Origin of the sequence: Peptostreptococcus russellii (assembly GCF_003012055.1) — a bacterium.
Lineage (GTDB): Bacteria > Bacillota > Clostridia > Peptostreptococcales > Peptostreptococcaceae > Peptostreptococcus > Peptostreptococcus russellii.
The window spans coordinates 1-21,290 of sequence record NZ_JYGE01000003.1 but is presented as its reverse complement, the minus strand read 5'-3'; the positions used below and the strand labels follow the sequence as shown (position 1 = coordinate 21,290).

The window sequence follows — 21,290 nt, the reverse complement described above, 5'->3', positions numbered from 1 at the left end:
TTTCTTTAATTCTCTATATTATTTTTTAATTTTTCTCTTCTTTTTCTGTACTCTATAATTGCTTTATCCGCTGAAAGAAGCATCTCACCCATTCTCAGCGAACTTTCCTTTGGCATTTGAGTTTCAACCACTTTTTTATCTTGTCTCTCTATTTTAAGGTTAGCAAACTTAGCAATATAAGATATTAACTTATTTAAAACTTTTATAGGTGTTATCCTATTGTAGAATCTGATATAAAGCAATGTATTTTCTTGATCAATGGGAACAAAATATGCTGTTACCATAATTTTTTCACTTATAGTATTTAGCCAACTATTTGGAAATTTAAATTTTAAGTTAGTACTTTTTATTACACTTTCCTCGGATTTTAGCGGAGTTTGACCTCTATCCACTTCATTATTGGCACTTGTTTGTAAGGTATTTTCATCTATCCAAATCGTCTTTGGACCATTTACAAGAGTTTTATTACCTCTTCCTATTGTATTATAATGAACAAAAGGTAGATGAGATACATCCATCTGATTCTCTATTACTCTTGAATAATGTACTTTCCAATGGTCTACTAGTTCACTATAAACATAGCCTTCCTTGGATACTTCATCAAAATAATCAGGTTCTCCTATTACTTCTTCATCTCCATACCATAGATATATCATATCATTAACTTCTTTTACAGGAAACTTTTCTAAATTAAATCTCGAAAAATCTTTCTCAGAACTTTTTCCTTCACTAGGTATAAATACACATTTTCCATCCTTATCATATTCAATCCCATGAAAAGGACATTGTATACAATTTTCTTTTATTTTACCCCCACTTAGAGCTGCACCTCTATGAAGGCATTTATCCATAAAGCAAGATAATTCTCCATCTTTTCCTCTAAAAAAAACCAGATTTTTTCCAAGCCTTTTTGCTGATAAAAGTTTATTATTTTTTATTTCTCTTGAACTTAGAACTGCATACCAACTATTTTTTATCATTTCTTACCTCCCTCTAACTTTGTATTAATACTTTAAACTAAGTCTACATTTATAATATTTTAATTATTTTTCTACAATATTTAATTCTATAATATATAGATTAATACAAATTATCTTTTTATGTAACACTTTTTTAAAATAAATTTAATCTATCTTGATTTTCTATTTAAATGGGCGTTTTTTATAGTATAATTGTATTATTAGGAATTTTTCAAATTGTATATACATTATTTATAATACAATAAAATCTCTTTTATTTCTAGAAAGGATGATCATTTTGAGAATCAATAAAAAATACAGAAACGTTGTTTTTTCATGTCTTGCTGCTGTTTTTATTTCTGTACCTATTTCTTTAGCAATGGTAATAATAAATTATGGATTTAAAGAAGGTTTTTTAATAGCATTCTTGAAATCTGCACTTGTAGGTACAGCTATCTCTGTTCCACTTGCTAATATTTTTATACCTCTAGCTGAAAAAATAGTAAATAAAATAGTAGAAAAATAATTTTTATTTGATTTTTATTTTGAGCACCAATCAAAATAGTGGTGATACTTTGGTATCACCACTATTTTTCGAGAATTTATTTTAATAAAGCAAAATTGAAATACTATACATTGTGTCTGTATTCGTAAGGTAGTATCTTTGTATTATTGAAGCTTGGACAATCTCTTACCCATTCCAAAGATTCCTTTAGTATTGCTGTTTGCATTGACTTATTATTTGGTTCTCCAGCATTTGATCCTATTGGAACATGTGGAGCTGTTATTCTTGGAGCCCCCTGCTGACGAGCGATTGGAGGAAGTGCAGCTATTACAACACAGCTCATTCCCTGCTCTTCACAGCAACGAGTTACTATTGTAGCAGAACGATGACAAGTACCACAACCACCTGTGCAAAGTACTACATCAACATCTTGCTCTTTTAATTTCTTAGCTATTTCAGGACCAGTTTCATTTTGGAATTTTTCAACATTTCCTCCGCCGCCCATAAATGTATAAGTTTCTTTAGGTAAAGAGCCTATAAAGCCTTCTTTAACTAATTCATGTAATCTATCTATAGGGAACATTGCATTTACGTCTTTGTTTATATCAGAGTTATCAAATCCACCATGAGTAACCATCAATTCTGATGAAGGTGTATCAAATGGTATTGCTCTATATGAGAAATCACCAGATGTATTAAATGGTGTTTGTGACTTTATGTGAATTCCTCCTGCAGTAATAAATGCCACCTTACACTCACTTAAAGGCTTCTTTAATTCTGTAAATACTGCCTTAGGAGTTAGCGGAACAAATATTTCTGATTGCATTCCTTCTTTGCCTGTTAATTTCATGAAATTTTCCTCCTTAAATTTATATATATTTGAGTAATATTAATTTAGCACTTCTATGCAACTTAAATATAACTCGCAGTTAAAATTTTCTTCTAATTCTTTCTCTGTAAAAATCCAACGACGTGGCACAGCTACACTGCCCTGTCCATTCATAATAGAAAGTTCAACGGCTGTATCATTAACTTCTTTAAATACGCCACCTAATAATGTTGGTTCTACTCCATATTCTGCATTAAGATCTGAATTATCAAATTCTAAACAGTTGTCAACTACTTTTACATAGCTAAAAAAGAATCTTAGCTTTTTACCTACGTCCAACTCTTCATTATTTATAAATAGATTTTGGGGAACTTTAATAACACCTAGTCTACCATTAAGGTTTATTTTTACTACTCCCTCTGCAGAAATACTTTTCACCTTTCCACCCATTAGTACAGGATTTATTTGATAGTTTAACATCTTAGTGAAGAGTACCGCTATCTAGTAGCTCTGTCTCTGGTAGACCTAAAAGTTTGTTGTTTGCATTTATTACATCATTATTCCATTTTTTCTCTGCTGGCTTTATTTCTATTCCTAGCATTTCATTCTTAAGCATCTGTATAGCACGTACTGCAACTTCTGGAGTAACACAAGAGCAACCAGCTACGTCATTTTCAAATCCGCCCATGTCCATATTTTCTTCAACCATAGCTGTAGCATATTCATTACCTACAACTAGCTGTCCCTGATATGCACAGAATGATACACCAACTACTGGAATTCCACGCTTTCCAGCCTGACCGATATGTTCAATAAAGTCAATATGGTTATTTCCAAATCCTTCTGTTGTGATTATGCAACCATCTACATCTAGACCTTCTAGTAGAGATCCTAATCTTTCAGATACCCAAAGTTTTTCATCATTTACCTGAGGCGAACCTACAAATACAACACCTATAAGGTCAAATTCACTATCTGTAGCAAGTCCTTCAACTAATGGCTCACGAATATAATGACGAGTCATTTCCTTAGTTGCAGGTCCTATACAAGTAAGTGCATGTATTGAACCATCTCTTACCTGATTTGGAGTAAGTAATACAGGAACGTTACCTATATCAACATTTTTCTGTCCCCCAGCTACTCCACAAGGTTCTATTGGGCAAAGTACATTATCATGCATTGCTCCCTGTCCCATTATTTCCTTAATTAGAACAACTCTAGGAGCACCCTTTCTTCTAACGTCTTCACAAACTTCTTCACGAACTACTTCACCTTCATATTTCTTAAGTTCTTCTCTTACTGCCTGAATAATATAATCTTGACACTTGTGAGCTGCGAAAGGTCCTGGTCTAGTCATACCTGATAGTCTTTCTATTACTGCATGACAACGAATTATTATATCGCCTTCATCAGCACAACCTGGATGACCAAAGTACATCTTTTCATCAAGATATCCTTCTGAAGAACCAAACTCATGTATCTGGACTCCATCTTCATCAACACCAGTAAGCATAAATACTACGCCGTCTGCAACCTTTGTTACACCACTACCTATTTCACCGTCAACTTTTGTCGCTATAGGAACAACGTCCATTATAGTTTCTGTGTATATATGACGATCTTCAGGCTTTATAATATCTAGAGTCAAACTCTTGCATAGACTATCTTCTAAAACAGCTTTTTTCACTATCTCTTCATCTATAGTTATCTTACCATCTTTTATTGAAGTTTCTTTTCCTATTTCGGCATCATCTATCTTTATATGCTGCTTTAATAATTTTCTTATAACCTTTTTTTCGCCTACTTTTTCTTCAGCTTTTCTAGCTTCTCCAGCAAGCGGAGTACCTCCTAAAGAAGTTCCTGCTGGAATATCAAGAGTAAGTCCTTCTAACTTGTCGATTTTTACATGAATCATACCATTTCCTCCTCCAAATATTTCCTTCTGTTCTGGGGCTATCACTTCAATTTCTTCTGGCTTTTTTGCACTTTCAACAGACTCTTCAACTTCATTTACACCGTCTAATATGTTTGATGTAATTGGAGTCAAGGCCTCACAATCCTCAACCAAAGTTTTTCCTAATACCTGTTCGATTGTTAGACCATCATCAGTTAGTGTTAATAATCCAGCATCCACCATATCCTCGAATAAAGCTGGGTCTTCTAGATCTGCTGGACTAATAACAGTCCCCTTATCTCTACGGCAGCAGAAAATAGCTGGATCTTTCAAATGTGCTTTTACTGTTTCTTGTGTTATTGACACTTTCACCACTCCTTCCAAAATATTTATCTTAACATCCCTCTATAATGAGATGGAAAGTTCTACTTCATTCTTCTTACCAATTTCATATTTACTGCTCTAAGTGCACCATCAGTACAGTGATATACTGGCAATTTTAATTGTGGCGCACAAGACATAACTGTATTTGAACAGTCTGTACAATTACTTATTAAAAGAGCCTGTGCTCCTTCTTTCTTCAAAGCCATAACCTTTTGTACTTGTCCTGGACATACTCCTGGATTTTCACACTTATGAGTTTTGTTTTTCATTTCTATTGCTTGCTTACAATATTCAACACCTACTACTTTAGATTCCATGCTGTCTGCTATTTCTTTTAATCTTTCTTTATTAGCACCACAAGCACACACCAACAAGCCAATCTTTTCTGGTCCCTTCCAGAATTCTTCTGCTACTATAATTCCTCCTGTAGTTTTAACGACTGGCGAATCAAGAGTTGTTCTCTTTCCTGTAAAAGGCCCTCCCATTATGATTTCGCCATAACTTGAAGATATGCCAGCAGCTCTTTCTATCATTTCGCCAACTTTTGTACCTATTGGAACATTTCTAAAAGTTTTAATCAGATCACCATTTATTTTTCCACCAACAGTCAAATCCTTGTCTATCAAAGGTTTCTTTAAATCTATGGCTTCCTGTATTCTACATATAGTTTCCAAATTTATTACTATAGAACCTGCTGCCATCGGTAATTTATCAACTTCTAAAATTACTCCTAATACTTCTCTTATTAGAGCTCTTTCTTCTCCCATTGGATACATATTTTCAAGCCCTTTTATTGAAATATTTTTATTATCTATATTTTTATTTAGTAAATCTATCTCTTCTTTATGTAGATTCTTTATACCTATTACCCCATCTTTGGCATTAACTATTTTCATAACTGTTTTTAATGCTTTGATAACATAATCAGGGTTTTCATTTATAAATTCAATATTATGATCTAATATCGGCTCACATTCAGCTGCATTTACTATTACAACTCCACCCTTTTCAAAGGCTTTAGCTAGCTTTACATGAGTTGGAAATCCTGCTCCTCCCAGACCAACTATCCCAGCCTCCTTTATAATATCCAAAGGATCTGTAGATTTAAGCTTCACAAAGTCATCACTTTGAACTTCATCTGCTAAAATAATTATTTTTTCTTTATCTAGATTATCTACTACTCCTGTAACACTTGAATGAATATTTTGTCCTAGACTTTGATCTGTACATTTTGCTATCAACTGACCTCTTAAAACTCTTTCTCCTTCATTTACTACTGCTTCACTAGCTGCTCCCACCCCTTGAACAAGTGGAAATTCATACATCTTTTGCATTCGAATACCCCCTTAAATTTATAACAATGAATGTATAGCTCCGTCCTTGCATTGATTAGGTGAAATTACATAAGGAAGATTACTAGAATTCATCATTTGTCTAGACCCAATAAATCCACCTGGCTCATATGGAAACATTGATGTATCATACATATTTCCAAGCCCAGACACAATCTTTATTAGAACTACTTTTCTTTTATTTTCTTTAGCTAAGTCATAAAACTCTTCTTTTCTATATGGGATATCATCTATTTTTTTAATTTCATTTCTTATATCAGAAAGAATCATATCAGCTATTTTATGTGCTGCCATTATTCCCTCTGCTGTTCTTCCTTCTCCCTCTCTAAACTCAATATCTACATGGATTATATAATCAGAAGCTTCTGGAGTTCCATCTTGACCAAATTTCACTATCTTGTCTAACATTCCTTCTGATGAACCAATATTCGAAGGTTGATAGCCAGATACTTTTTCAACACCTGTCAACATAAGACTTACTCCGGACAATAAAGAGCTAATCCCCTCTCCCAACTCCCCTCTAACTTTGCAGGCAATTGGCATAAAATCCAAATTAGAGTTAACGAAAATATTATGTTCAAAAGGTTTTATTATATTGACTTTTATATTTTCTATTCTTTCTTCCATATCTTTAAACTTGTCTGCTATATCTTTATCTATTGTAAGTAGAGACCTAGAAATTTTAGTTTCATCTCCAAACTCAACTTTTTTAATATCATACTCTTTAAATAGCAATCTTTTTAAAATCTTTTTTTCAAATTCTTTACTATCCACTTCTTTTCCTGATCTTTTTAGCTTTAATTTTAGGAGTGCTATAGCTTTCATAGCATCGTATTCAGTAAGATTATTATCTCCTACAATACAGTTTTCATAACCACTTTCTCCCTTATTAAAATCTACTAGACAGTCTACATATTTATTAGTGCACACAAGTCTCCCCTGTAGACCTATAAAACTAAGACCTACTGAGGGAATATTTTTTATACCTAATTCTTCTATTACATTTACAAAATCCACATGGTGATTTCCCCATCCATCTATAGATACTATTGCAGCATCGGCTCTCATTGCTTGTGCAAGATCTGCTGTTCTTTTGGCAGTATAGACTTTATCATCATATACTTCTGATACTCCATCTACTATTATTCCTACAAACTCAAGATTTTCTTCATTTCGTAAAAGCCTCGTAATTGGGCAGTTAAAGTGATGCAGCGTTGTCATCTTGATACTCGGACCCAACCCCATAATATCGCCTCCTATAAAAAATATTCTATAAAATTATAATTAGTAGATAGAGTTAGTATTGTTTTAATAAATATCTATCATTTTTTTTATCTATCATACTATAATGCAAGTATCATGCCAATAGTCTGTTTTTTAACAATATGTATATTTATTAGCAAAACTTATTATATAAATAACTTTTTTACTTATAAAGTTTAGTTAGTTAAGCCAAAATAATAAGTTATTTTGGCTATTGATAATAATATGTCAGCTTTCTCAACGTTTATTCTGTTTTTCGAATTTAATTATAATATTTTTATATTATATATCTCTTATAAGCTTGAAATTTCAAGCTTTATATGATTTTATTTTTTATCTAAAATTGTTAGGACAATATCTTGACATCTTTACAATATTCTGACTATACTAAATTTTTGGTATAAAGTTGGCGTTTTTTTCTGAAAATAAGAAAAAAGAGAATGCACTCTTATATATGCATTCTCTTTTATATATTTTATTATCCATTATAGGATTCTAGTTTTCTCTGATTTTTATTAATATTTATTATACATTACGGAATTCAGCAATAAAATATATCATTGTCATAGCTACTAAAAAATTTTGAATATAAAAAACATACCATTTTTTACTATATTTCCTATAAACATATTTATCCTCCTTATTATTTTAAATGCTTCAGTACTGATTTAATTTGATTGTACAATCTGAACAGTTTCATTTCAATCATTTATTGATAAACGGTCATATTATGTTACAAGTGGATACAAAGGTATTCTACACAAATATGATTTACACAGATATCTATTGTATTTATTTTACATAAAAAAAGAGGAATTCAAATTCCTTGAATCCCTCCCACTATTTTTATTTAAATTTTACTGCCGTTCCATATACCATTACTTCTGCAGCACCTTGCATTATAGCAGATGTTGCATACCTTATGCTTATAATTGCATCTGCACCCAAACCTTCTGCCTCTTTTATCATTCTTTGAGTTGCTATATCTCTTGCCTCATCCATCATCTTTGTATAAGACTTAAGTTCTCCACCAACTATTGTTTTTAATCCTTGTCCAATATCTTTTCCTATATTTTTGCTCTGAATTGTTGAACCTCTTACAAGTCCTAACATCTCAATTTCCTTACCACTATAATAGTCTGTATTTACTAATAACATAAAGCACCTCCATATTTTAAAAATAAATAAGTATAGCTAAAATTCAGATTTTTCATTAATACAATAAGCTGTACTTGCTTCAAACTGATTATATTATACTATTTTAAATATAATATTCCAATATTTTAAAAAAATTAATTAAGCTTTTAATATTAAAATTCCAGTTTTAATTTACAACATTTAATTTTTAAATAAAGTATATTTGAGCAACCTACTATTGTCTTGTTGCCTTTGTTACGTTTCTTAATCTACCCTTTATCTTTACATTCTGTAGCTCTTTTAATACATATTCTCCCTTACCATTCAAGATTTCAACAAAACTCGAAACTGGAATAATATCTATTACACCGATATCTTCAGCATTAACACCATCAATATTGGAAATTGCTCCTACTATATCTCCTGCTCTCATCTTTGTCTTTTTACCAGCATTTATATGTAGTTTTAAGATACCCTTATTTAATTCTTTTTCTTTTAATCTAGATCCTGCCTGCTTTTCTCTCATCTTATCTTCAAAGCTTCTTATATCTTCATCTTCTACTATTACTTCTGAAATATCTTTTTTTATTATATTTCTTCCTGTATAAGACTCTATCTCAGATAAAAACTTGCTCTGATTGCTTCTAGAGAATGTTATTGCTTTTCCAGTCTTCTTTTTACGAGCAGTTCTTCCTATTCTATGGATATATGGCTCTATATCTCTTGGTATATCATAGTTTATTACATGAGTTATATCTTCAACATCAATTCCCCTAGCTGCAACATCAGTAGCAACTAGATATCTAAATTTACCCATTTTAAAATCTTGCATTACTTTAGTTCTATCATCTTGTTCCATACCACCGTGTATCTTATCTACTCTATAAGAATCCTCTTCTAAATAATCATACACTTCTTCAACTGTATCTCTAGTATTACAAAATACTATACAATTATCTGGATTTTCTGATATAGTTATCTTTCTTAAACTATCTAATTTGTTTGATGCAGTTACTTCATAGGATATTTGTTCTATTCTATCAAATGCATTTTCACTAGATTCTATCTCTATATACTCTGCCTTATTCATATATTTAGAAGCTAATCTTTCAATATCTTCTGGCATAGTTGCAGAGAAAAGTAGATTTGTTCTGTCACTTGGAAGGTTTTCTATTATTGTTTCTACCTGCTCCAAAAATCCCATATTCAACATCTCATCTGATTCATCTAATACCAAGTACTTTATTTTGTCAGTTCTTAGATTTCCTCTTTCAATATGATCTATTATTCTACCTGGAGTACCTACTACTATATGCGTTCTAGCCTTAAGAGCAGTCTCCTGTCTCATATATGGAGATTTTCCATATATGTCTACTGTCTTTAATCTTCTTAGTCTTCCTATTTCAAAGAAATCTTTCTTTACCTGTATTGCTAATTCACGTGTTGGAACAATCACTAAGGCTTGTGGACTTCTTTCATCCCAAATAACATCATTACAAATAGGTATAGCAAATGATAGTGTTTTTCCACTTCCAGTCTCTGATTTCACAACTAGATCTTGTTTTTTCAAGACATAAGGAATTGTTTCCTTTTGTACTCTAGTTAGATTTTTATAGCCTAATAAATCTATTGCCTTTAAAATCTCTTTCTTTAATTCCATTTTTTTAAATTCTACTTCTTCCATATTTCCTCTTTTCTATATATATTAGTATTATATACTATTTTTGACTTAATTACACAAAAAACCTCCTAGATAATTATCCAAGAGGCTTAAAGTTATATTTTTTTCACTACTTCAGACTTCAAATTCATACTTCCAAAGCCTGCAATCTTACAGCTGATGTCATGACCATCTCCTGCATCTCTTAAAAGTATTCCCTTTACTTTCGTACCTTGCTTCAATACATCTGATGAACCTTTAACCTTTAGGTCTTTTATTATTGTTACATTATCACCATCTTTTAGCTCATTTCCAAATGCATCTTTTATTGTAGCTTCTTCTAAAAGAATTTCCATATCTCTTTGCGTCCATTCATAGAAACAATCTGGGCACACATAAGAAGTTCCATCGTCATATGTATATTCTCCATTACACTTAGGACAATTTGGCATACTCTAATGACCTATAAAAGATAGAAAATTAAAAAATCAAGTGTTCGCTTCGCTCTCACTGCCCCTCGACGTTTTAGTAGCCTTTCCCTCACTTCGTTCAGTCCAAGCCAACTAAAAGTTTTCGGGCTACTCTCTCCTTCTCCCCCTAATAATTAATTAAAATCTTACTCTGTATATTTCTGCTAATCATTCGCTAAACAGCAAAGAAAAAACAAACACGTATCATAGATATAAATGTAATGGCATAGTGCGCCCTTAGTAAATCGTCTAAGGGAATCCTTAATAAATTAATTTTACCACTTATCATTATAAAAGTAAATATGTTTATCCTGACATTTCCATTTATATTTATTGATTTTAGAAAAATAATATAATATGATAGACATATATAAATTATTAGGAGGGGTATTTTATGGAAAACCAAGATCAAAACATCAAGACAGAAAATGAACAAATCATTCCAAAAACAAAACCAAAAAAGAGAAAGAAAAAAACTGTTTCTGATATTGAACTTCAAATTAAAGAATTACAAAAGAAGAAAGAAGAATTAATTCTAAAATCAAAAGCAGATATTGGTGATTTTGTCCTTTCTACTCTTTCAAAAAATGATATTTCTATTGAATCGATTGAAGAAAACAAAGAATTATTCTATGACGAATTAGAAACTTTATTAAATGCGAATAGTCAAAATTTTTCTGAATTACTTAAATAGTTATGGTAAATAATGATTTAAATGACATCAACAAAAGAATAGAAAAACTAAAAATTCAAAAAAATATTTTGCGAGCGAATAGCGAGCAAAATATTAACAGAAAAAGAAGAACAAAGCGTCTAATTGAAAAAGGTGCTTTATTAGAAAAGTATTTTGAAATTGACTATTTAACTGTAGAAGAAACGGAAGAATTTTTAAAAATTTTTTCTGAATATATTAAAGCAAATAAACCTAAAAAGTATCAAAAAAAGGAAAAATAATTTTCCTTTTTTTGATACTTTTTTAAATAAAATTGATTGTTCTTAATGTTTGTTCTTCCTTTTTTAATTGCTTTAATATTTCATTTACTGATTCTATATCCAAATCGTACCAATCACCAAAAGCGATAATATCACCTGATACTTTTTTTTCTATAAAATCAACTGTTAAAGTTATTTCTCTTGTTGACATTGGCGAACGTGCTTCTATTTGATATAAATCAAAATCATATTTTTGATGATTATTTATTCCTCTCATTTCTGTTACTATCGCTTTTATAACTTTTAAAATATTACCTTCAAAATTTATTTTTTTTATTTTAATATCCACTTTAAAACTTCCTTTCTGATAAACTTACAAGCCTTAATTGGCTTGTAAGTATTTTTTTTCTTCTTTATCTTCCTTCACCTTTTGACTTCCATACATTCCCCTTATTGTGTCCATATCATAATTTTTTCGACTACGTTTTTTATAATCGCTTGGTGCTTTATACCATGCGTATTTTTTTGGTGAATAACGAAATTCTAGGGCTTTTATGTCGTCCTTATAAGGTTTTGTATTACCTGTTAGCCATATAAATGTTCCTACTACTTCGATTGCTACGCCGTCCATTTTTAGGTTGAACAATTTATTAATAATATCCTTAAACTGTTCGGGTGTTTCTGTTGTTTCTTTGGTGTAAGTTTCACCTTCTTTATTCTTATGAGTGTTTTTAAGTTTGCTAAACAGTTCGTCATATTCATTGTTCAAAATTTTCATTTCTTCTTCATTCCCGCCACAATCGGGGTGTAACTTCAAAGCTAACTTTTTGTAGGCTTTTTTCAATTCTTCCAATGTTTCAACGTTTTTAATGTATTTCATTTTTATCATTCCTTTTCTTTTTTATTTTTGGCTTTTTGACAACCATTTTTGTTAGGCGTTTGAGGAAGTGAAGCTGTTTTCCTCGAATGGTAAAAGCTGTGAATGTTCTACATATCTTGCTCCTTTCTTTTTTCGTTTAGGTGGTTCATTTTCGCCAGTGTGTTCGTTTCGTTTGCTGTGGCGAGAACGCAACATAGACACAAAGAAAACACAAGGGCGAGCTTGCTCGTTTATATACCCTTGTGTTTTCGACTGGATATGTTAAGGTAACAAACAGTAAGTGACACGTTACAGACTGCAAAATGTACCAACTGAAAAAAGAAAGTATCTGAGGTAGAGTAACGAACGGTTAGCTTTTACCATTCGAGGAAAGGTGTTAGTCAAATACAAATATCTTTGCAAAGAAATAAGTTGGGTTTGGAACGAGGAGCAACTGCACCGCAAGTGGAACAACTTATTTTATCCTTCTTAGGTTTTTCTTTTTGGTGTTTTACCTAAAAGAAAAACCTAGCTTTTTTTGCTAGGCTTTTTTTTTACATTTCTTTAATTTTCAAATTTTTTATTTCCCACTCAAACCATTCGCTAAAATCTTGTTTAAAGCCGTTAATAGAATATTGCTCTTGTTCTTCTGCTTCTTTATCGTTTTGAGGGTCTAAGTAGGTCGGTTTATCTTTTGGTCTTGCGTATACACCTATCCATGTTTTAAAATCGCCCTCAAAACTGCTATCTATGATAAAGCCTTGCTCTTTTAGCTCTTCTCTTACTTGAGCTTTTAGATATTTCTGTTCTTGTGTTCCAAAAAACTCATTTTCTGTAAAATCTTCTAATTGTAATTTTTTTGTTTTTTCCATTTTCTTTTCCTCTTTTCTTTTTTTTGATTTTTAGTTTTTTGACAACCATTTTTGTTAGGCGTTTGAGGAAGTGAAGCTGTTTTCCTCATGTTTTAAAAGCTAGAAATAAATTACAGTATACGCTCCTTTCTTTTTTCGTTTTGTTGGTTCATTTTCGCCAGTGTGTTCGTGTCGTTTGCTGTGACGAGAACGCAACATAGACACAAAGAAAACACAAGGGCGAGCTTGCTCGTTTATATACCCTTGTGTTTTCGACTGGATATGTTAAGGTAACAAACAGTAAATGACACGTTACAGACTGCAAAATGTACCAACTGAAAAAAGAAAGAATACCGTTGTGTGCTTTATTTCTCGATCAGCTTTTCAAACATGAGGAAAGGTTTTTATAAAAAAAGAGTAGTTACCGTTTTTTGGTAACTACTCTTTTCCTTTTTTAAGGTTTAAAGTCCTGGAAGTTTAGGTGTTTTGGGTATTGGTGGTGTAGGTAGCTGCAAGCTTTCCAATTTTTGTTGAATTGCTTTAAATTCAGGGGTTTCTTGGTGTTGATTTTGAACCATTTTTTGCTCTATTCTCTCCAAAGTCGGTTGAATTTCTTTCCCTGATACTTTACGATTTAATTCTCTTTCTAAGGTCTCTTTCGGACTAATGGAAGGCGTTTCTAAACTTGAATAGAAGTTTCACTCCTTCTCTATTATAAAGCCTTATATCGCTAAATAAGCCCGTTTTATGAAGGGTTTCTAAGCTGAAATGAACGGGTTTACACCCGGCCTTGACCTCCGCCCGCTGTCCCGCTGAATGGGTGGACAAGGCGGCCAATCCCTCAAAGTGCTTGGACGCTCTCTTTCTGATTTTGGAGCGTTTCTTTTCTAAAAATTGAAATGGGCGGGAAGCCATTTTAGGGCTTTCCCGCCTTGATTACTTTTTAGCAAAGACGGGCGTGACTGTCAACGGCGGCGCATGAAATGCGCCGTTCATCTTGACCGTTGACTGGCTCGGCTGGCTTTGCTATCTTCCTGACAAATGGGAATGTCTAAGATAGTAAAGACGTCCCACATGCAACTCTTTCTTTTATTGCGGAAACCGTATCTTTAATTGTGAATGTAGTTGTGTCTATGACATTTGATTCATATATCCCCAAACCGGAAAATTGCTCCCACATTGTTTCCACTAATTCAATATTTGTTTTTCTATCTAATTTTGAGCGTTCCACAGCTCGCTTCATAGTTTCTTTTTTACTCGCTCTTAATACAATATAGTGTACCTCGTAATCTTCTTGGGCAAGAGCTTTCCATGGCTCCAAAAACCATGGCCCGACAATCCCATCTACAATTACATCATATCCGCCACGAGCATATCGCTTTGCAGCTTCTAAAAAGGCTTCAATGACAACCAGATTTTGCTTGTTGGATTCTGGCAAATGTGGTGGTATTGCGCCTTTGCTTAAGTAATGAAAAAAGTCATCGGTGTGCATATGCACTGATTTATCCATATCTGATTCCTTTGCGACAATTGACGCAGTTGTTGTTTTTCCTGTCCCCGGTGAGCCTGTAATCACAATAATTCTTCCTTGATTCATCTGTATTTTCCCTCACAATTTGAATTTATCACTTTGTTCCTGCCTGCTCAATCATCTTCTTCGCAAACTGGTTTTCCCTGACCCTGATTGCCCACCAAGTAAAAAAGCGGTTGGCGATTCAACCGCTTTTTTACTTGAACCAATTCTTCTAAATTATCATTTAAGCGATTCTCAAACTGTTTGTCAGTAAAATTGACTATATTTGCCATATTAAGCCACTTTCTCTTTATTCAAAACTTGTTTTGAGTAACGATTCATTGACCGCCAATACTCATGAACGGCTTGTAATTCTTCTAAAGAATAATCAAAAAGATTTACACGTTTTGCAAGCTTTAATTGGTTTAATAAATTGACTTCCAATAATTGAGAGTCATTTTTATTTAATTCATGGTTCAAAACATAGTTTAATACTCGATTATAAACGCTTGCCGATAATTCGTTAATGATCTCTATTTCAAATGTTTTTTCATACGTAACTGCCATTTCATTTTCACTCCTTTTAAAGTTTGTCAGGTAAATATTTCCGTATATATTCTTCTAAGGCTTGATCCATAACTTCTTTTACGTTTCCGCCATTCTTTGCTGTTTCGATTTTTATGATATGGTGCAAGTCAGCACGAACACGAACCGTCTTATCTCCCATTATATCTTTTTTTGCACTGATTGGTGTATCATTTCGTTTTGCTTTTTGTGCGCCTAAATTTCCCACAATCACTCACTTCTTTCTATTTCTTCTTATTCTTATTTTATCATCAACAATCACAAATCACAAGTGATTTGTGATTAATCACTTGTGATTTGTGATTCTATTCTTTTTCGTTTTCTAATTGAATGATTCGCTCAAGCATTTCAAAAAATACGTTCTCATACATGGATAAAACTTTTTTGTCATAGCCTTTGTGTTCTGTAATTCCGTTTTTAGACCAGGTACTTACTTTATTACTTCGCTTGATAATATTTTGGAAAACCAAGTTATCTTCTTTATGTTGCTTGTACAGTTCTTCCAGGTTTGATTTTATCGTTGCGCTGTCCGTATCAACTAAATAAGGAACAAAACCGATCATATCTAGTCCAGGGTTAAACTGTTCTTGTAAATCAATCAAATAGGAAATATAGTTTTGAATGTTGTTTGTACTTTCTTCTTCTGCTTGTAAAGGGATCATAACGTAATCACTTGCCACGATTGCATTATTTGTATAAACGCTTGGCGTTGGTACAGTATCAATAATAATGAGATCATAGTCACTTTTTAAAGGTGCTAAAAGAGTAGCAAGCAATCTACTTTCATTTTCAAAAGTCCATGAGCGAGTTAATTTTGGCAGTAACATCAAATCAAACGTGCCAGGGATCAAGTCTAAATTATCAGTCAAATGAACAATAGAAGAAGCCAAGTTTCCATTTTTCAGTCCTTCATAAAAATTAACACGTGGCAATTCTACCTTAAATGTTTTTGCTAAGTCTTTTGTCAATGTTGCTTGTAAGTCCTTATCGATCATTAAAACTTTTAAATTAAATTTGTCTGTCAAGTAAGCAAACATAGTCGATAATTTTGACTTTCCAACACCACCTTTAAAATAATTGTTTAAGATAACAATCGCTTCATTTTTACTGTTTAAAATACGTCTTAATTCTTCAAGTATTTTGAGTTCTTCCTTCTCCATAACTACGCCCCATTCTTTTTTTGTATAGTAATATTGTATCATTAGGAATCACAAATCACAAGTGATTTGTGATTAATCACTTGTGATTTGTGATAAGTGATTTGTGATTAATATATAAAAGCCCTCTTTAAAGGGCTTTTATGCTTATTTTGAAAAAGAGATAAAATCAATATATCCCTTTTCTCCGATTTTTACAACGGCATTGTAGGACTTTCTATCTTTCGTTTTGATTCCTTTTACCAGGGTTTCTTTTCCCTCTAGTAATTCTTTTACATTTGTTTTGGTGAGTTTTTTCTTTCTAAAATGTTCAGCTAAAGTGAAGGTACATTCAGGATAATTTGAACAACCATAAAACGATTTTTTTAATACAATATTGTTGCCACACTTAGGACATTTTCCTACAAGGGGTCCCGAGCGCTTAGTGGGAATTTGTACCCCTTATCGATACAAATTCCCCGTAGGCGCTAGGGACCTCTTTAGCTCCTTGGAAGCTGTCAGTAGTATACCTAATAATTTATCTACATTCCCTTTAGTAACGTGTAACTTTCCAAATTTACAAAAGCGACTCATAGAATTATTTCCTCCCGTTAAATAATAGATAACTATTAAAAATAGACAATACTTGCTCATAAGTAACGGTACTTAAATTGTTTACTTTGGCGTGTTTCATTGCTTGATGAAACTGATTTTTAGTAAACAGTTGACGATATTCTCGATTGACCCATTTTGAAACAAAGTACGTATATAGCTTCCAATATTTATCTGGAACATCTGTGGTATGGCGGGTAAGTTTTATTAAGACACTGTTTACTTTTGGTTTAGGATGAAAGCATTCCGCTGGCAGCTTAAGCAATTGCTGAATCGAGACTTGAGTGTGCAAGAGCAACCCTAGTGTTCGGTGAATATCCAAGGTACGCTTGTAGAATCCTTCTTCAACAATCAGATAGATGTCAGACGCATGGCTTTCAAAAACCACTTTTTTAATAATTTGTGTGCTTAAATGGTAAGGAATACTCCCAACAATTTTATACCTCTGTTTGTTAGGGAATTGAAACTGTAGAATATCTTGGTGAATTAAAGTGACACGAGTATTCAGTTTTAATTTTTCTGACGATAAGTTGAATAGATGACTGTCTAATTCAATAGACGTTACCTGTTTACTTATTTTAGCCAGTTTCGTCGTTAAATGCCCTTTACCTGTTCCAATTTCGTAAACGGTATCGGTTTCTTTTAAATTCAATTGTTTTATTATTTGGTTGAGTACTTTTTCACTCGTTAAAAAGTTTTGAGAATATTTTATATTTTTGTTCATGTAATCACTCCTTCTTAATTACAAATTTTTAGCATCTAATTTAACTTCAATTCCTATTATACAAAATTTTAAGATACTGCACTATCAACACACTCTTAAGTTTGCTTCTAAGTCTTATTTCCATAACTTCTTTTACGTTTCCGCCATTCTTTGCTGTTTCGATTTTTATGATATGGTGCAAGTCAGCACGAACACGAACCGTCTTATCTCCCATTATATCTTTTTTTGCACTGATTGGTGTATCATTTCGTTTTTCTTTTTGTGCGCCTAAATTTCCCACAATCACTCACTTCTTTCTATTTCTTCTTATTCTTATTTTATCATCAACAATCACAAATCACAAGTGATTTGTGATAAGTGATTTGTGATTAATATATAAAAGCCCTCTTTAAAGGGCTTTTATGTTTATTTTGAGAAAGATATAAAATCAATATATCCCTTTTCTCCGATTTTTACAACGGCATTGTAGGACTTTCTATCTTTCGTTTTGATTCCTTTTACCAGGGTTTCTTTTCCCTCTAGTAATTCTTTTACATTTGTTTTGGTGAGTTTTTTCTTTCTAAAATGTTCAGCTAAAGTAAACTTACATTCAGGATAATTTGAACAACCATAAAACGATTTTTTTAATACAATATTGTTGCCACACTTAGGACATTTTCCTACAATACTTTTTTCTGCTTCTTTTTCTTTCTGTTCCTGGTAATCAGAAAAATTTAGTTTTTCTATATCGTTAGGTACAGCTTCCAGTAAATGAACAATGAATTTTTTGATATTCGTAATAAAGTTCTCTTGATTGCCTTCTCTTTTACCGATTTTTTTTAAATACGTTTCCCATTTAGCCGTCATTTCAGCACTCGTTAAAAGGTGCTGACTTTCAACTGCCTGGCACAATAATTTTCCTTTTTCAGTTACAACAAGCTTATTCTTAATCACTTGGATATATTCTTTTTGTTTCAAGGCTTCAATAATGCTTGCTCTTGTCGCTTCTGTTCCAATCCCCTCAACTTCTTGTAAAATCTTGATTGCTTCTTCATCATCAACCGTTTTATTCGCCGTTTTCATAGCAGTTAATAATGTACCCTCTGTAAAAGCTTTCGGTGGTTGTGTTTCTTTTTCGGCACTCTTAACGTCAACCTCGGCATGTTCTCCAATGATAACCAAGGGTAACGTTTGAACGTCCTCTTCTTCTTCTTTGGTTTGTTGTTTGAAAAGAATTTTCCAACCTTCTTGCTTTGGTGTCTTGCCTATTGATTGAAAAAGTAAGTCGGCTACTTTGGTTTGTATCTTAGTTTCTTCATACAAATAATCAGGTAGAAACATGGCAACGGTCGTTTTAACGACTAAAGCATATATTTTTCGTTGTAAATCGTCCATTTTCGCTAATGCAGATTCGGTAGGTACTTGTTTTGTTGGGATAATGGCGTGGTGTTCCTGTACCTTACTACCGTCCACATAACGCTTTCTAGGCTCTGTTTGAACCATTTCAAGATCAAGTCCTAAAAAACCGCTATATTTGCCAAAATTCGCTTTTAAATAAGCAAATTCGTTCTCTGTAATAAATGGTGTATCTGTTCTTGGATAACTCAATAATTTTGCTTCATACAGTCCTTGCATAGCTTTTAAAGTTTGGCTCGCTGTCGCTTTATAAAGCTGATTAACTTTTGATTGCAAACTACTTAAAGAAAACAAACTCGGACTATTCGTTTTCTTCTCTTTGGTTTGAACATCAGCAATTATCCCCTCTTGATTGCCTATTTTAGCTTGTTCAGAAGAAACAAAAGCTAAAAGCTCCTCTTGGGTTTTAAAGCGCTGTGTGGGGCTTATAACGCCCTTAAATGACCCTTGGTTTACTTTTATACTAGCTTCCACCTCGAAAAAAGGTTCTTTTCTAAAGTTTTCTATGGCTTCCTGGCGCTGAAAAATAAGATATAAGGTGGGCGTTTGAACACGTCCTAGTGAAAATGTACCTTGTACGCCCTTCTGCTGTAAATTTAACGTATACAAAGGGCTTGCATTCATGCCGATCAACCAATCGGCAATTTGGCGTGTTTGCGCTTCTTGATAAAAGGGATAGTAATTCATTCCTGGTTGCAAATTTTGAAAACCGCTACGGATCACATCTTTTTCTAAACTATTGATCCATAGTCTTTTATACGTTTTATCTTTAGAAAAGGCATTTGCTTTATGAATGATCGACCAGGCAATGTTTTCGCCTTCTCTGTCGCTATCTGTTGCGACAATGATTGTATTTGCTTGTTTTAAAAGTTCAGCAACAATTTTAAACTGCTTTTTTTTATCTGTTGCCACTTCAAAATCGTATCGATCAGGAAAAATCGGCAATGATTCAAGTTTCCAATTTTGCCACTTTTCGTCATAATGACCTGGTTCTGCTAACTCGACTAAATGCCCAAAACCAAACGTGATAAACGTTTCATCTGCAAAGATTGGGTCTTTGATCTCAAAATAACCGTCTTTTTTGGTGCTTTGTTTTAAAGCACTTGCATAGGCTAATGCCTGGCTTGGTTTTTCAGCTAAAATAACCGTACTCATTAACTATCCCTCTTTTCATTGTTTTTTCTTTGATCGACTGTCACGTTGTATCTTGATCGATACCTTCTAAACGTTCGGCGATTAATTCCAGTTTGTTCTTCAACTTCTTTATCGGATAAACCGTTCAAAAACAAATCGAAAGCGTGTTGTAAACGTGGATCATTTTCTTTGAATTTCAGTTGTCGCCCTTTGAATTTTCCTTTTTTCTTAGCAATTTCAATTCCTTGGGCTTGGCGTTCTTTAATTCGTTTGCGTTCAGATTCCGCTTGGTACTTATACAATTCAATCACTAAATTATTAATCAGCCGTCTTAAATTTTCATCTTCAATACCATTCATTGAGGGTAAATTTAAGACTTCCAGGGTTGCCCCCTTAATTTGAATTTGATTCATCAATTCTGTTAATTCTTTATTATTTCGTCCTAATCGATCTAATTCAGTAACAACAACTATATCCCCTTCACGAATATAGTTAAGCATAGCTTGTAATTGTGGGCGTTCGACCGATTGACCGCTTGCTTTGTCTGAAAAGACCTTAGAAACGCCCTCTAACGCTTTCAGTTGTCTATCTAAGTTCTGTTCTTTGCTACTGACACGTGCATACCCTACTTTAGTCATGTTAAAAAACACCTCCCTTGTTAAGAAAAAAATAAATTGGATATGAATTCTATTTAATCACTTTGACTAGCAAATACTAACAACAAGACACACACACCAAAAATCAAAAATTCACTACTTTTAGTTAAAAACCACGTAACCACAAGAACTAATCCAATCCATGTAATCGGGTTCTTCAAATATTTCTCCAAGATTTTCCTCCTCTAATATGCTCAACTTAAATGACCTATTCAATAAATCTATTATGCTGCTAAATAGTTTATAGGACAAATAAGTATACTCATTTTATCACCTCCAAAGTAATATTATAACCTATCCCAGTATAAAAATCTCCTATATTTTTAATTATGTTTTAAAATATTTTCCAATATATAGATTTTATTTATTATTTTTAAAATACTTACTTAAGCTTTCTATTTTTCAAGTATTTTTAATATTTGCTTTTGCTTTTGCTTTT

General features: G+C 32.6%; 27 protein-coding genes. 3 read left to right on the top strand and 24 right to left on the bottom strand.

Annotation, left to right across the window (positions count from 1 at the left end; all coding sequences use genetic code 11):
- Positions 1 to 5: 5 nt before the first annotated feature.
- Entirely contained in the window at positions 6 to 980 is a 975-nt protein-coding gene (locus UF10_RS02240; RefSeq protein WP_106776194.1) for an aromatic ring-hydroxylating oxygenase subunit alpha, read from the bottom strand.
- A gap of 277 nt (positions 981 to 1,257) precedes the next feature.
- Here UF10_RS02240 and UF10_RS02235 point away from each other — a divergent pair, with 277 nt between their 5' ends.
- Positions 1,258 to 1,485, top strand: a complete 228-nt coding sequence (locus UF10_RS02235) for a DUF2798 domain-containing protein (RefSeq protein ID WP_170062431.1) — start codon at positions 1,258 to 1,260, stop codon at positions 1,483 to 1,485.
- A 103-nt stretch (positions 1,486 to 1,588) separates the two neighbouring features.
- Here UF10_RS02235 and prdB read toward each other — a convergent pair whose 3' ends face one another.
- The 8 genes from prdB to UF10_RS02195 all read right to left on the bottom strand — a co-directional run bounded on the left by prdB (position 1,589) and on the right by UF10_RS02195 (position 10,435).
- Positions 1,589 to 2,314 (bottom strand): D-proline reductase (dithiol) protein PrdB, encoded by a 726-nt coding sequence (gene prdB / locus UF10_RS02230; RefSeq protein ID WP_106776192.1) that lies wholly within the window; start codon positions 2,312 to 2,314, stop codon positions 1,589 to 1,591.
- 39 nt (positions 2,315 to 2,353) lie between these two features.
- Entirely contained in the window at positions 2,354 to 2,773 is a 420-nt protein-coding gene (locus UF10_RS02225) for a CBO2463/CBO2479 domain-containing protein (RefSeq protein WP_106776191.1), read from the bottom strand.
- A gap of 1 nt (position 2,774) precedes the next feature.
- Positions 2,775 to 4,553, bottom strand: a complete 1,779-nt coding sequence (gene prdA, locus UF10_RS02220; RefSeq protein WP_106776190.1) for a D-proline reductase (dithiol) proprotein PrdA — start codon at positions 4,551 to 4,553, stop codon at positions 2,775 to 2,777.
- 59 nt (positions 4,554 to 4,612) lie between these two features.
- Positions 4,613 to 5,905, bottom strand: coding sequence for a proline reductase-associated electron transfer protein PrdC (gene prdC / locus UF10_RS02215; RefSeq protein ID WP_106776189.1), 1,293 nt, complete (start codon positions 5,903 to 5,905; stop codon positions 4,613 to 4,615).
- A gap of 18 nt (positions 5,906 to 5,923) precedes the next feature.
- A complete protein-coding gene (locus UF10_RS02210) occupies positions 5,924 to 7,168 on the bottom strand; it encodes a glycine/sarcosine/betaine reductase component B subunit (RefSeq protein ID WP_106776188.1) in 1,245 nt (414 codons plus the stop codon).
- Between the two features lie 864 nt (positions 7,169 to 8,032).
- Entirely contained in the window at positions 8,033 to 8,344 is a 312-nt protein-coding gene (locus tag UF10_RS02205; RefSeq protein ID WP_106776187.1) for a YbjQ family protein, read from the bottom strand.
- A 214-nt stretch (positions 8,345 to 8,558) separates the two neighbouring features.
- The gene (locus tag UF10_RS02200; RefSeq protein WP_106776186.1) at positions 8,559 to 10,007 is read right to left on the bottom strand and encodes a DEAD/DEAH box helicase; all 1,449 of its coding nucleotides are present in this window, start codon (positions 10,005 to 10,007) and stop codon (positions 8,559 to 8,561) included.
- 92 nt (positions 10,008 to 10,099) lie between these two features.
- Positions 10,100 to 10,435 carry a zinc ribbon domain-containing protein YjdM gene (locus tag UF10_RS02195; protein WP_106776185.1) on the bottom strand — a complete coding sequence of 112 codons (336 nt, stop codon included), beginning with the start codon at positions 10,433 to 10,435 and terminating at the stop codon, positions 10,100 to 10,102.
- A 412-nt stretch (positions 10,436 to 10,847) separates the two neighbouring features.
- Here UF10_RS02195 and UF10_RS02190 point away from each other — a divergent pair, with 412 nt between their 5' ends.
- Together UF10_RS02190 and UF10_RS02185 are read left to right on the top strand one after the other, a co-directional pair.
- Entirely contained in the window at positions 10,848 to 11,147 is a 300-nt protein-coding gene (locus UF10_RS02190) for a hypothetical protein (RefSeq protein ID WP_002325624.1), read from the top strand.
- A 2-nt stretch (positions 11,148 to 11,149) separates the two neighbouring features.
- Positions 11,150 to 11,407: a hypothetical protein gene (locus tag UF10_RS02185; protein ID WP_002325623.1), complete on the top strand. Its 258-nt coding sequence runs from the start codon at positions 11,150 to 11,152 to the stop codon at positions 11,405 to 11,407.
- 22 nt (positions 11,408 to 11,429) lie between these two features.
- On the opposite strand, the gene UF10_RS02180 is transcribed toward UF10_RS02185, so the two are convergent.
- From UF10_RS02180 to UF10_RS09230, 15 genes are all read right to left on the bottom strand, one after another.
- Complete coding sequence (locus UF10_RS02180) at positions 11,430 to 11,735, bottom strand: hypothetical protein (protein WP_002425015.1); 306 nt, start codon at positions 11,733 to 11,735, stop codon at positions 11,430 to 11,432.
- Between the two features lie 33 nt (positions 11,736 to 11,768).
- Positions 11,769 to 12,266 (bottom strand): DnaJ domain-containing protein, encoded by a 498-nt coding sequence (locus tag UF10_RS02175; RefSeq protein WP_002325587.1) that lies wholly within the window; start codon positions 12,264 to 12,266, stop codon positions 11,769 to 11,771.
- Between the two features lie 533 nt (positions 12,267 to 12,799).
- On the bottom strand, positions 12,800 to 13,117 hold the full coding sequence (locus UF10_RS02170) for a hypothetical protein (RefSeq protein ID WP_002333463.1): 318 nt from the start codon (positions 13,115 to 13,117) through the stop codon (positions 12,800 to 12,802).
- 440 nt (positions 13,118 to 13,557) lie between these two features.
- The gene (locus UF10_RS09560) at positions 13,558 to 13,695 is read right to left on the bottom strand and encodes a hypothetical protein (protein ID WP_021388699.1); all 138 of its coding nucleotides are present in this window, start codon (positions 13,693 to 13,695) and stop codon (positions 13,558 to 13,560) included.
- A gap of 452 nt (positions 13,696 to 14,147) precedes the next feature.
- Positions 14,148 to 14,693, bottom strand: a complete 546-nt coding sequence (locus tag UF10_RS02150; RefSeq protein WP_002304402.1) for an AAA family ATPase — start codon at positions 14,691 to 14,693, stop codon at positions 14,148 to 14,150.
- Between the two features lie 47 nt (positions 14,694 to 14,740).
- Positions 14,741 to 14,902 carry a hypothetical protein gene (locus tag UF10_RS09535; protein ID WP_002304403.1) on the bottom strand — a complete coding sequence of 54 codons (162 nt, stop codon included), beginning with the start codon at positions 14,900 to 14,902 and terminating at the stop codon, positions 14,741 to 14,743.
- A gap of 1 nt (position 14,903) precedes the next feature.
- On the bottom strand, positions 14,904 to 15,176 hold the full coding sequence (locus tag UF10_RS02140; RefSeq protein WP_000301765.1) for an antitoxin: 273 nt from the start codon (positions 15,174 to 15,176) through the stop codon (positions 14,904 to 14,906).
- 16 nt (positions 15,177 to 15,192) lie between these two features.
- Positions 15,193 to 15,402, bottom strand: a complete 210-nt coding sequence (locus tag UF10_RS02135; RefSeq protein WP_000527318.1) for a peptide-binding protein — start codon at positions 15,400 to 15,402, stop codon at positions 15,193 to 15,195.
- A 97-nt stretch (positions 15,403 to 15,499) separates the two neighbouring features.
- A complete protein-coding gene (locus tag UF10_RS02130) occupies positions 15,500 to 16,354 on the bottom strand; it encodes a ParA family protein (protein WP_002594335.1) in 855 nt (284 codons plus the stop codon).
- A 144-nt stretch (positions 16,355 to 16,498) separates the two neighbouring features.
- Entirely contained in the window at positions 16,499 to 16,783 is a 285-nt protein-coding gene (locus tag UF10_RS02125) for a topoisomerase C-terminal repeat-containing protein (RefSeq protein ID WP_073459356.1), read from the bottom strand.
- Between the two features lie 145 nt (positions 16,784 to 16,928).
- A complete protein-coding gene (erm(B), locus tag UF10_RS02115; RefSeq protein WP_002292226.1) occupies positions 16,929 to 17,666 on the bottom strand; it encodes a 23S rRNA (adenine(2058)-N(6))-methyltransferase Erm(B) in 738 nt (245 codons plus the stop codon).
- 46 nt (positions 17,667 to 17,712) lie between these two features.
- Complete coding sequence (locus UF10_RS02110; RefSeq protein ID WP_000527320.1) at positions 17,713 to 17,946, bottom strand: peptide-binding protein; 234 nt, start codon at positions 17,944 to 17,946, stop codon at positions 17,713 to 17,715.
- Positions 17,947 to 18,071: 125 nt separating this feature from the next.
- Entirely contained in the window at positions 18,072 to 20,216 is a 2,145-nt protein-coding gene (locus UF10_RS02105) for a type IA DNA topoisomerase (RefSeq protein ID WP_002352589.1), read from the bottom strand.
- Positions 20,216 to 20,833: a recombinase family protein gene (locus UF10_RS02100; RefSeq protein ID WP_002321671.1), complete on the bottom strand. Its 618-nt coding sequence runs from the start codon at positions 20,831 to 20,833 to the stop codon at positions 20,216 to 20,218. The genes UF10_RS02105 and UF10_RS02100 overlap by 1 nt, the downstream gene beginning before the upstream one ends.
- Positions 20,834 to 20,886: 53 nt before the next feature.
- Positions 20,887 to 21,024 (bottom strand): hypothetical protein, encoded by a 138-nt coding sequence (locus tag UF10_RS09230; protein ID WP_002321670.1) that lies wholly within the window; start codon positions 21,022 to 21,024, stop codon positions 20,887 to 20,889.
- Positions 21,025 to 21,290: the final 266 nt, after the last annotated feature.

Excerpts from the sequence above, each read along its gene's own strand:
- UF10_RS02210 (WP_106776188.1), bottom strand. The coding sequence starts at position 7,168 with ATGGGGTTGGGTCCGAGTATCAAGATGACAACGCTGCATCACTTTAAC.
- UF10_RS09535 (WP_002304403.1), bottom strand. The coding sequence starts at position 14,902 with ATGGCAAATATAGTCAATTTTACTGACAAACAGTTTGAGAATCGCTTA.
- UF10_RS02195 (WP_106776185.1), bottom strand. The coding sequence starts at position 10,435 with ATGCCAAATTGTCCTAAGTGTAATGGAGAATATACATATGACGATGGA.
- UF10_RS02100 (WP_002321671.1), bottom strand. The coding sequence starts at position 20,833 with ATGACTAAAGTAGGGTATGCACGTGTCAGTAGCAAAGAACAGAACTTA.
- UF10_RS02130 (WP_002594335.1), bottom strand. The coding sequence starts at position 16,354 with ATGGAGAAGGAAGAACTCAAAATACTTGAAGAATTAAGACGTATTTTA.
- UF10_RS02140 (WP_000301765.1), bottom strand. The coding sequence starts at position 15,176 with ATGGCAGTTACGTATGAAAAAACATTTGAAATAGAGATCATTAACGAA.
- UF10_RS02175 (WP_002325587.1), bottom strand. The coding sequence starts at position 12,266 with ATGAAATACATTAAAAACGTTGAAACATTGGAAGAATTGAAAAAAGCC.
- UF10_RS02240 (WP_106776194.1), bottom strand. The coding sequence starts at position 980 with ATGATAAAAAATAGTTGGTATGCAGTTCTAAGTTCAAGAGAAATAAAA.
- UF10_RS02190 (WP_002325624.1), top strand. The coding sequence starts at position 10,848 with ATGGAAAACCAAGATCAAAACATCAAGACAGAAAATGAACAAATCATT.
- prdC (WP_106776189.1), bottom strand. The coding sequence starts at position 5,905 with ATGCAAAAGATGTATGAATTTCCACTTGTTCAAGGGGTGGGAGCAGCT.
- UF10_RS02205 (WP_106776187.1), bottom strand. The coding sequence starts at position 8,344 with ATGTTATTAGTAAATACAGACTATTATAGTGGTAAGGAAATTGAGATG.
- UF10_RS02185 (WP_002325623.1), top strand. The coding sequence starts at position 11,150 with ATGGTAAATAATGATTTAAATGACATCAACAAAAGAATAGAAAAACTA.
- UF10_RS02200 (WP_106776186.1), bottom strand. The coding sequence starts at position 10,007 with ATGGAAGAAGTAGAATTTAAAAAAATGGAATTAAAGAAAGAGATTTTA.
- prdB (WP_106776192.1), bottom strand. The coding sequence starts at position 2,314 with ATGAAATTAACAGGCAAAGAAGGAATGCAATCAGAAATATTTGTTCCG.
- UF10_RS02105 (WP_002352589.1), bottom strand. The coding sequence starts at position 20,216 with ATGAGTACGGTTATTTTAGCTGAAAAACCAAGCCAGGCATTAGCCTAT.
- UF10_RS02225 (WP_106776191.1), bottom strand. The coding sequence starts at position 2,773 with ATGTTAAACTATCAAATAAATCCTGTACTAATGGGTGGAAAGGTGAAA.
- UF10_RS02170 (WP_002333463.1), bottom strand. The coding sequence starts at position 13,117 with ATGGAAAAAACAAAAAAATTACAATTAGAAGATTTTACAGAAAATGAG.
- UF10_RS02150 (WP_002304402.1), bottom strand. The coding sequence starts at position 14,693 with ATGAATCAAGGAAGAATTATTGTGATTACAGGCTCACCGGGGACAGGA.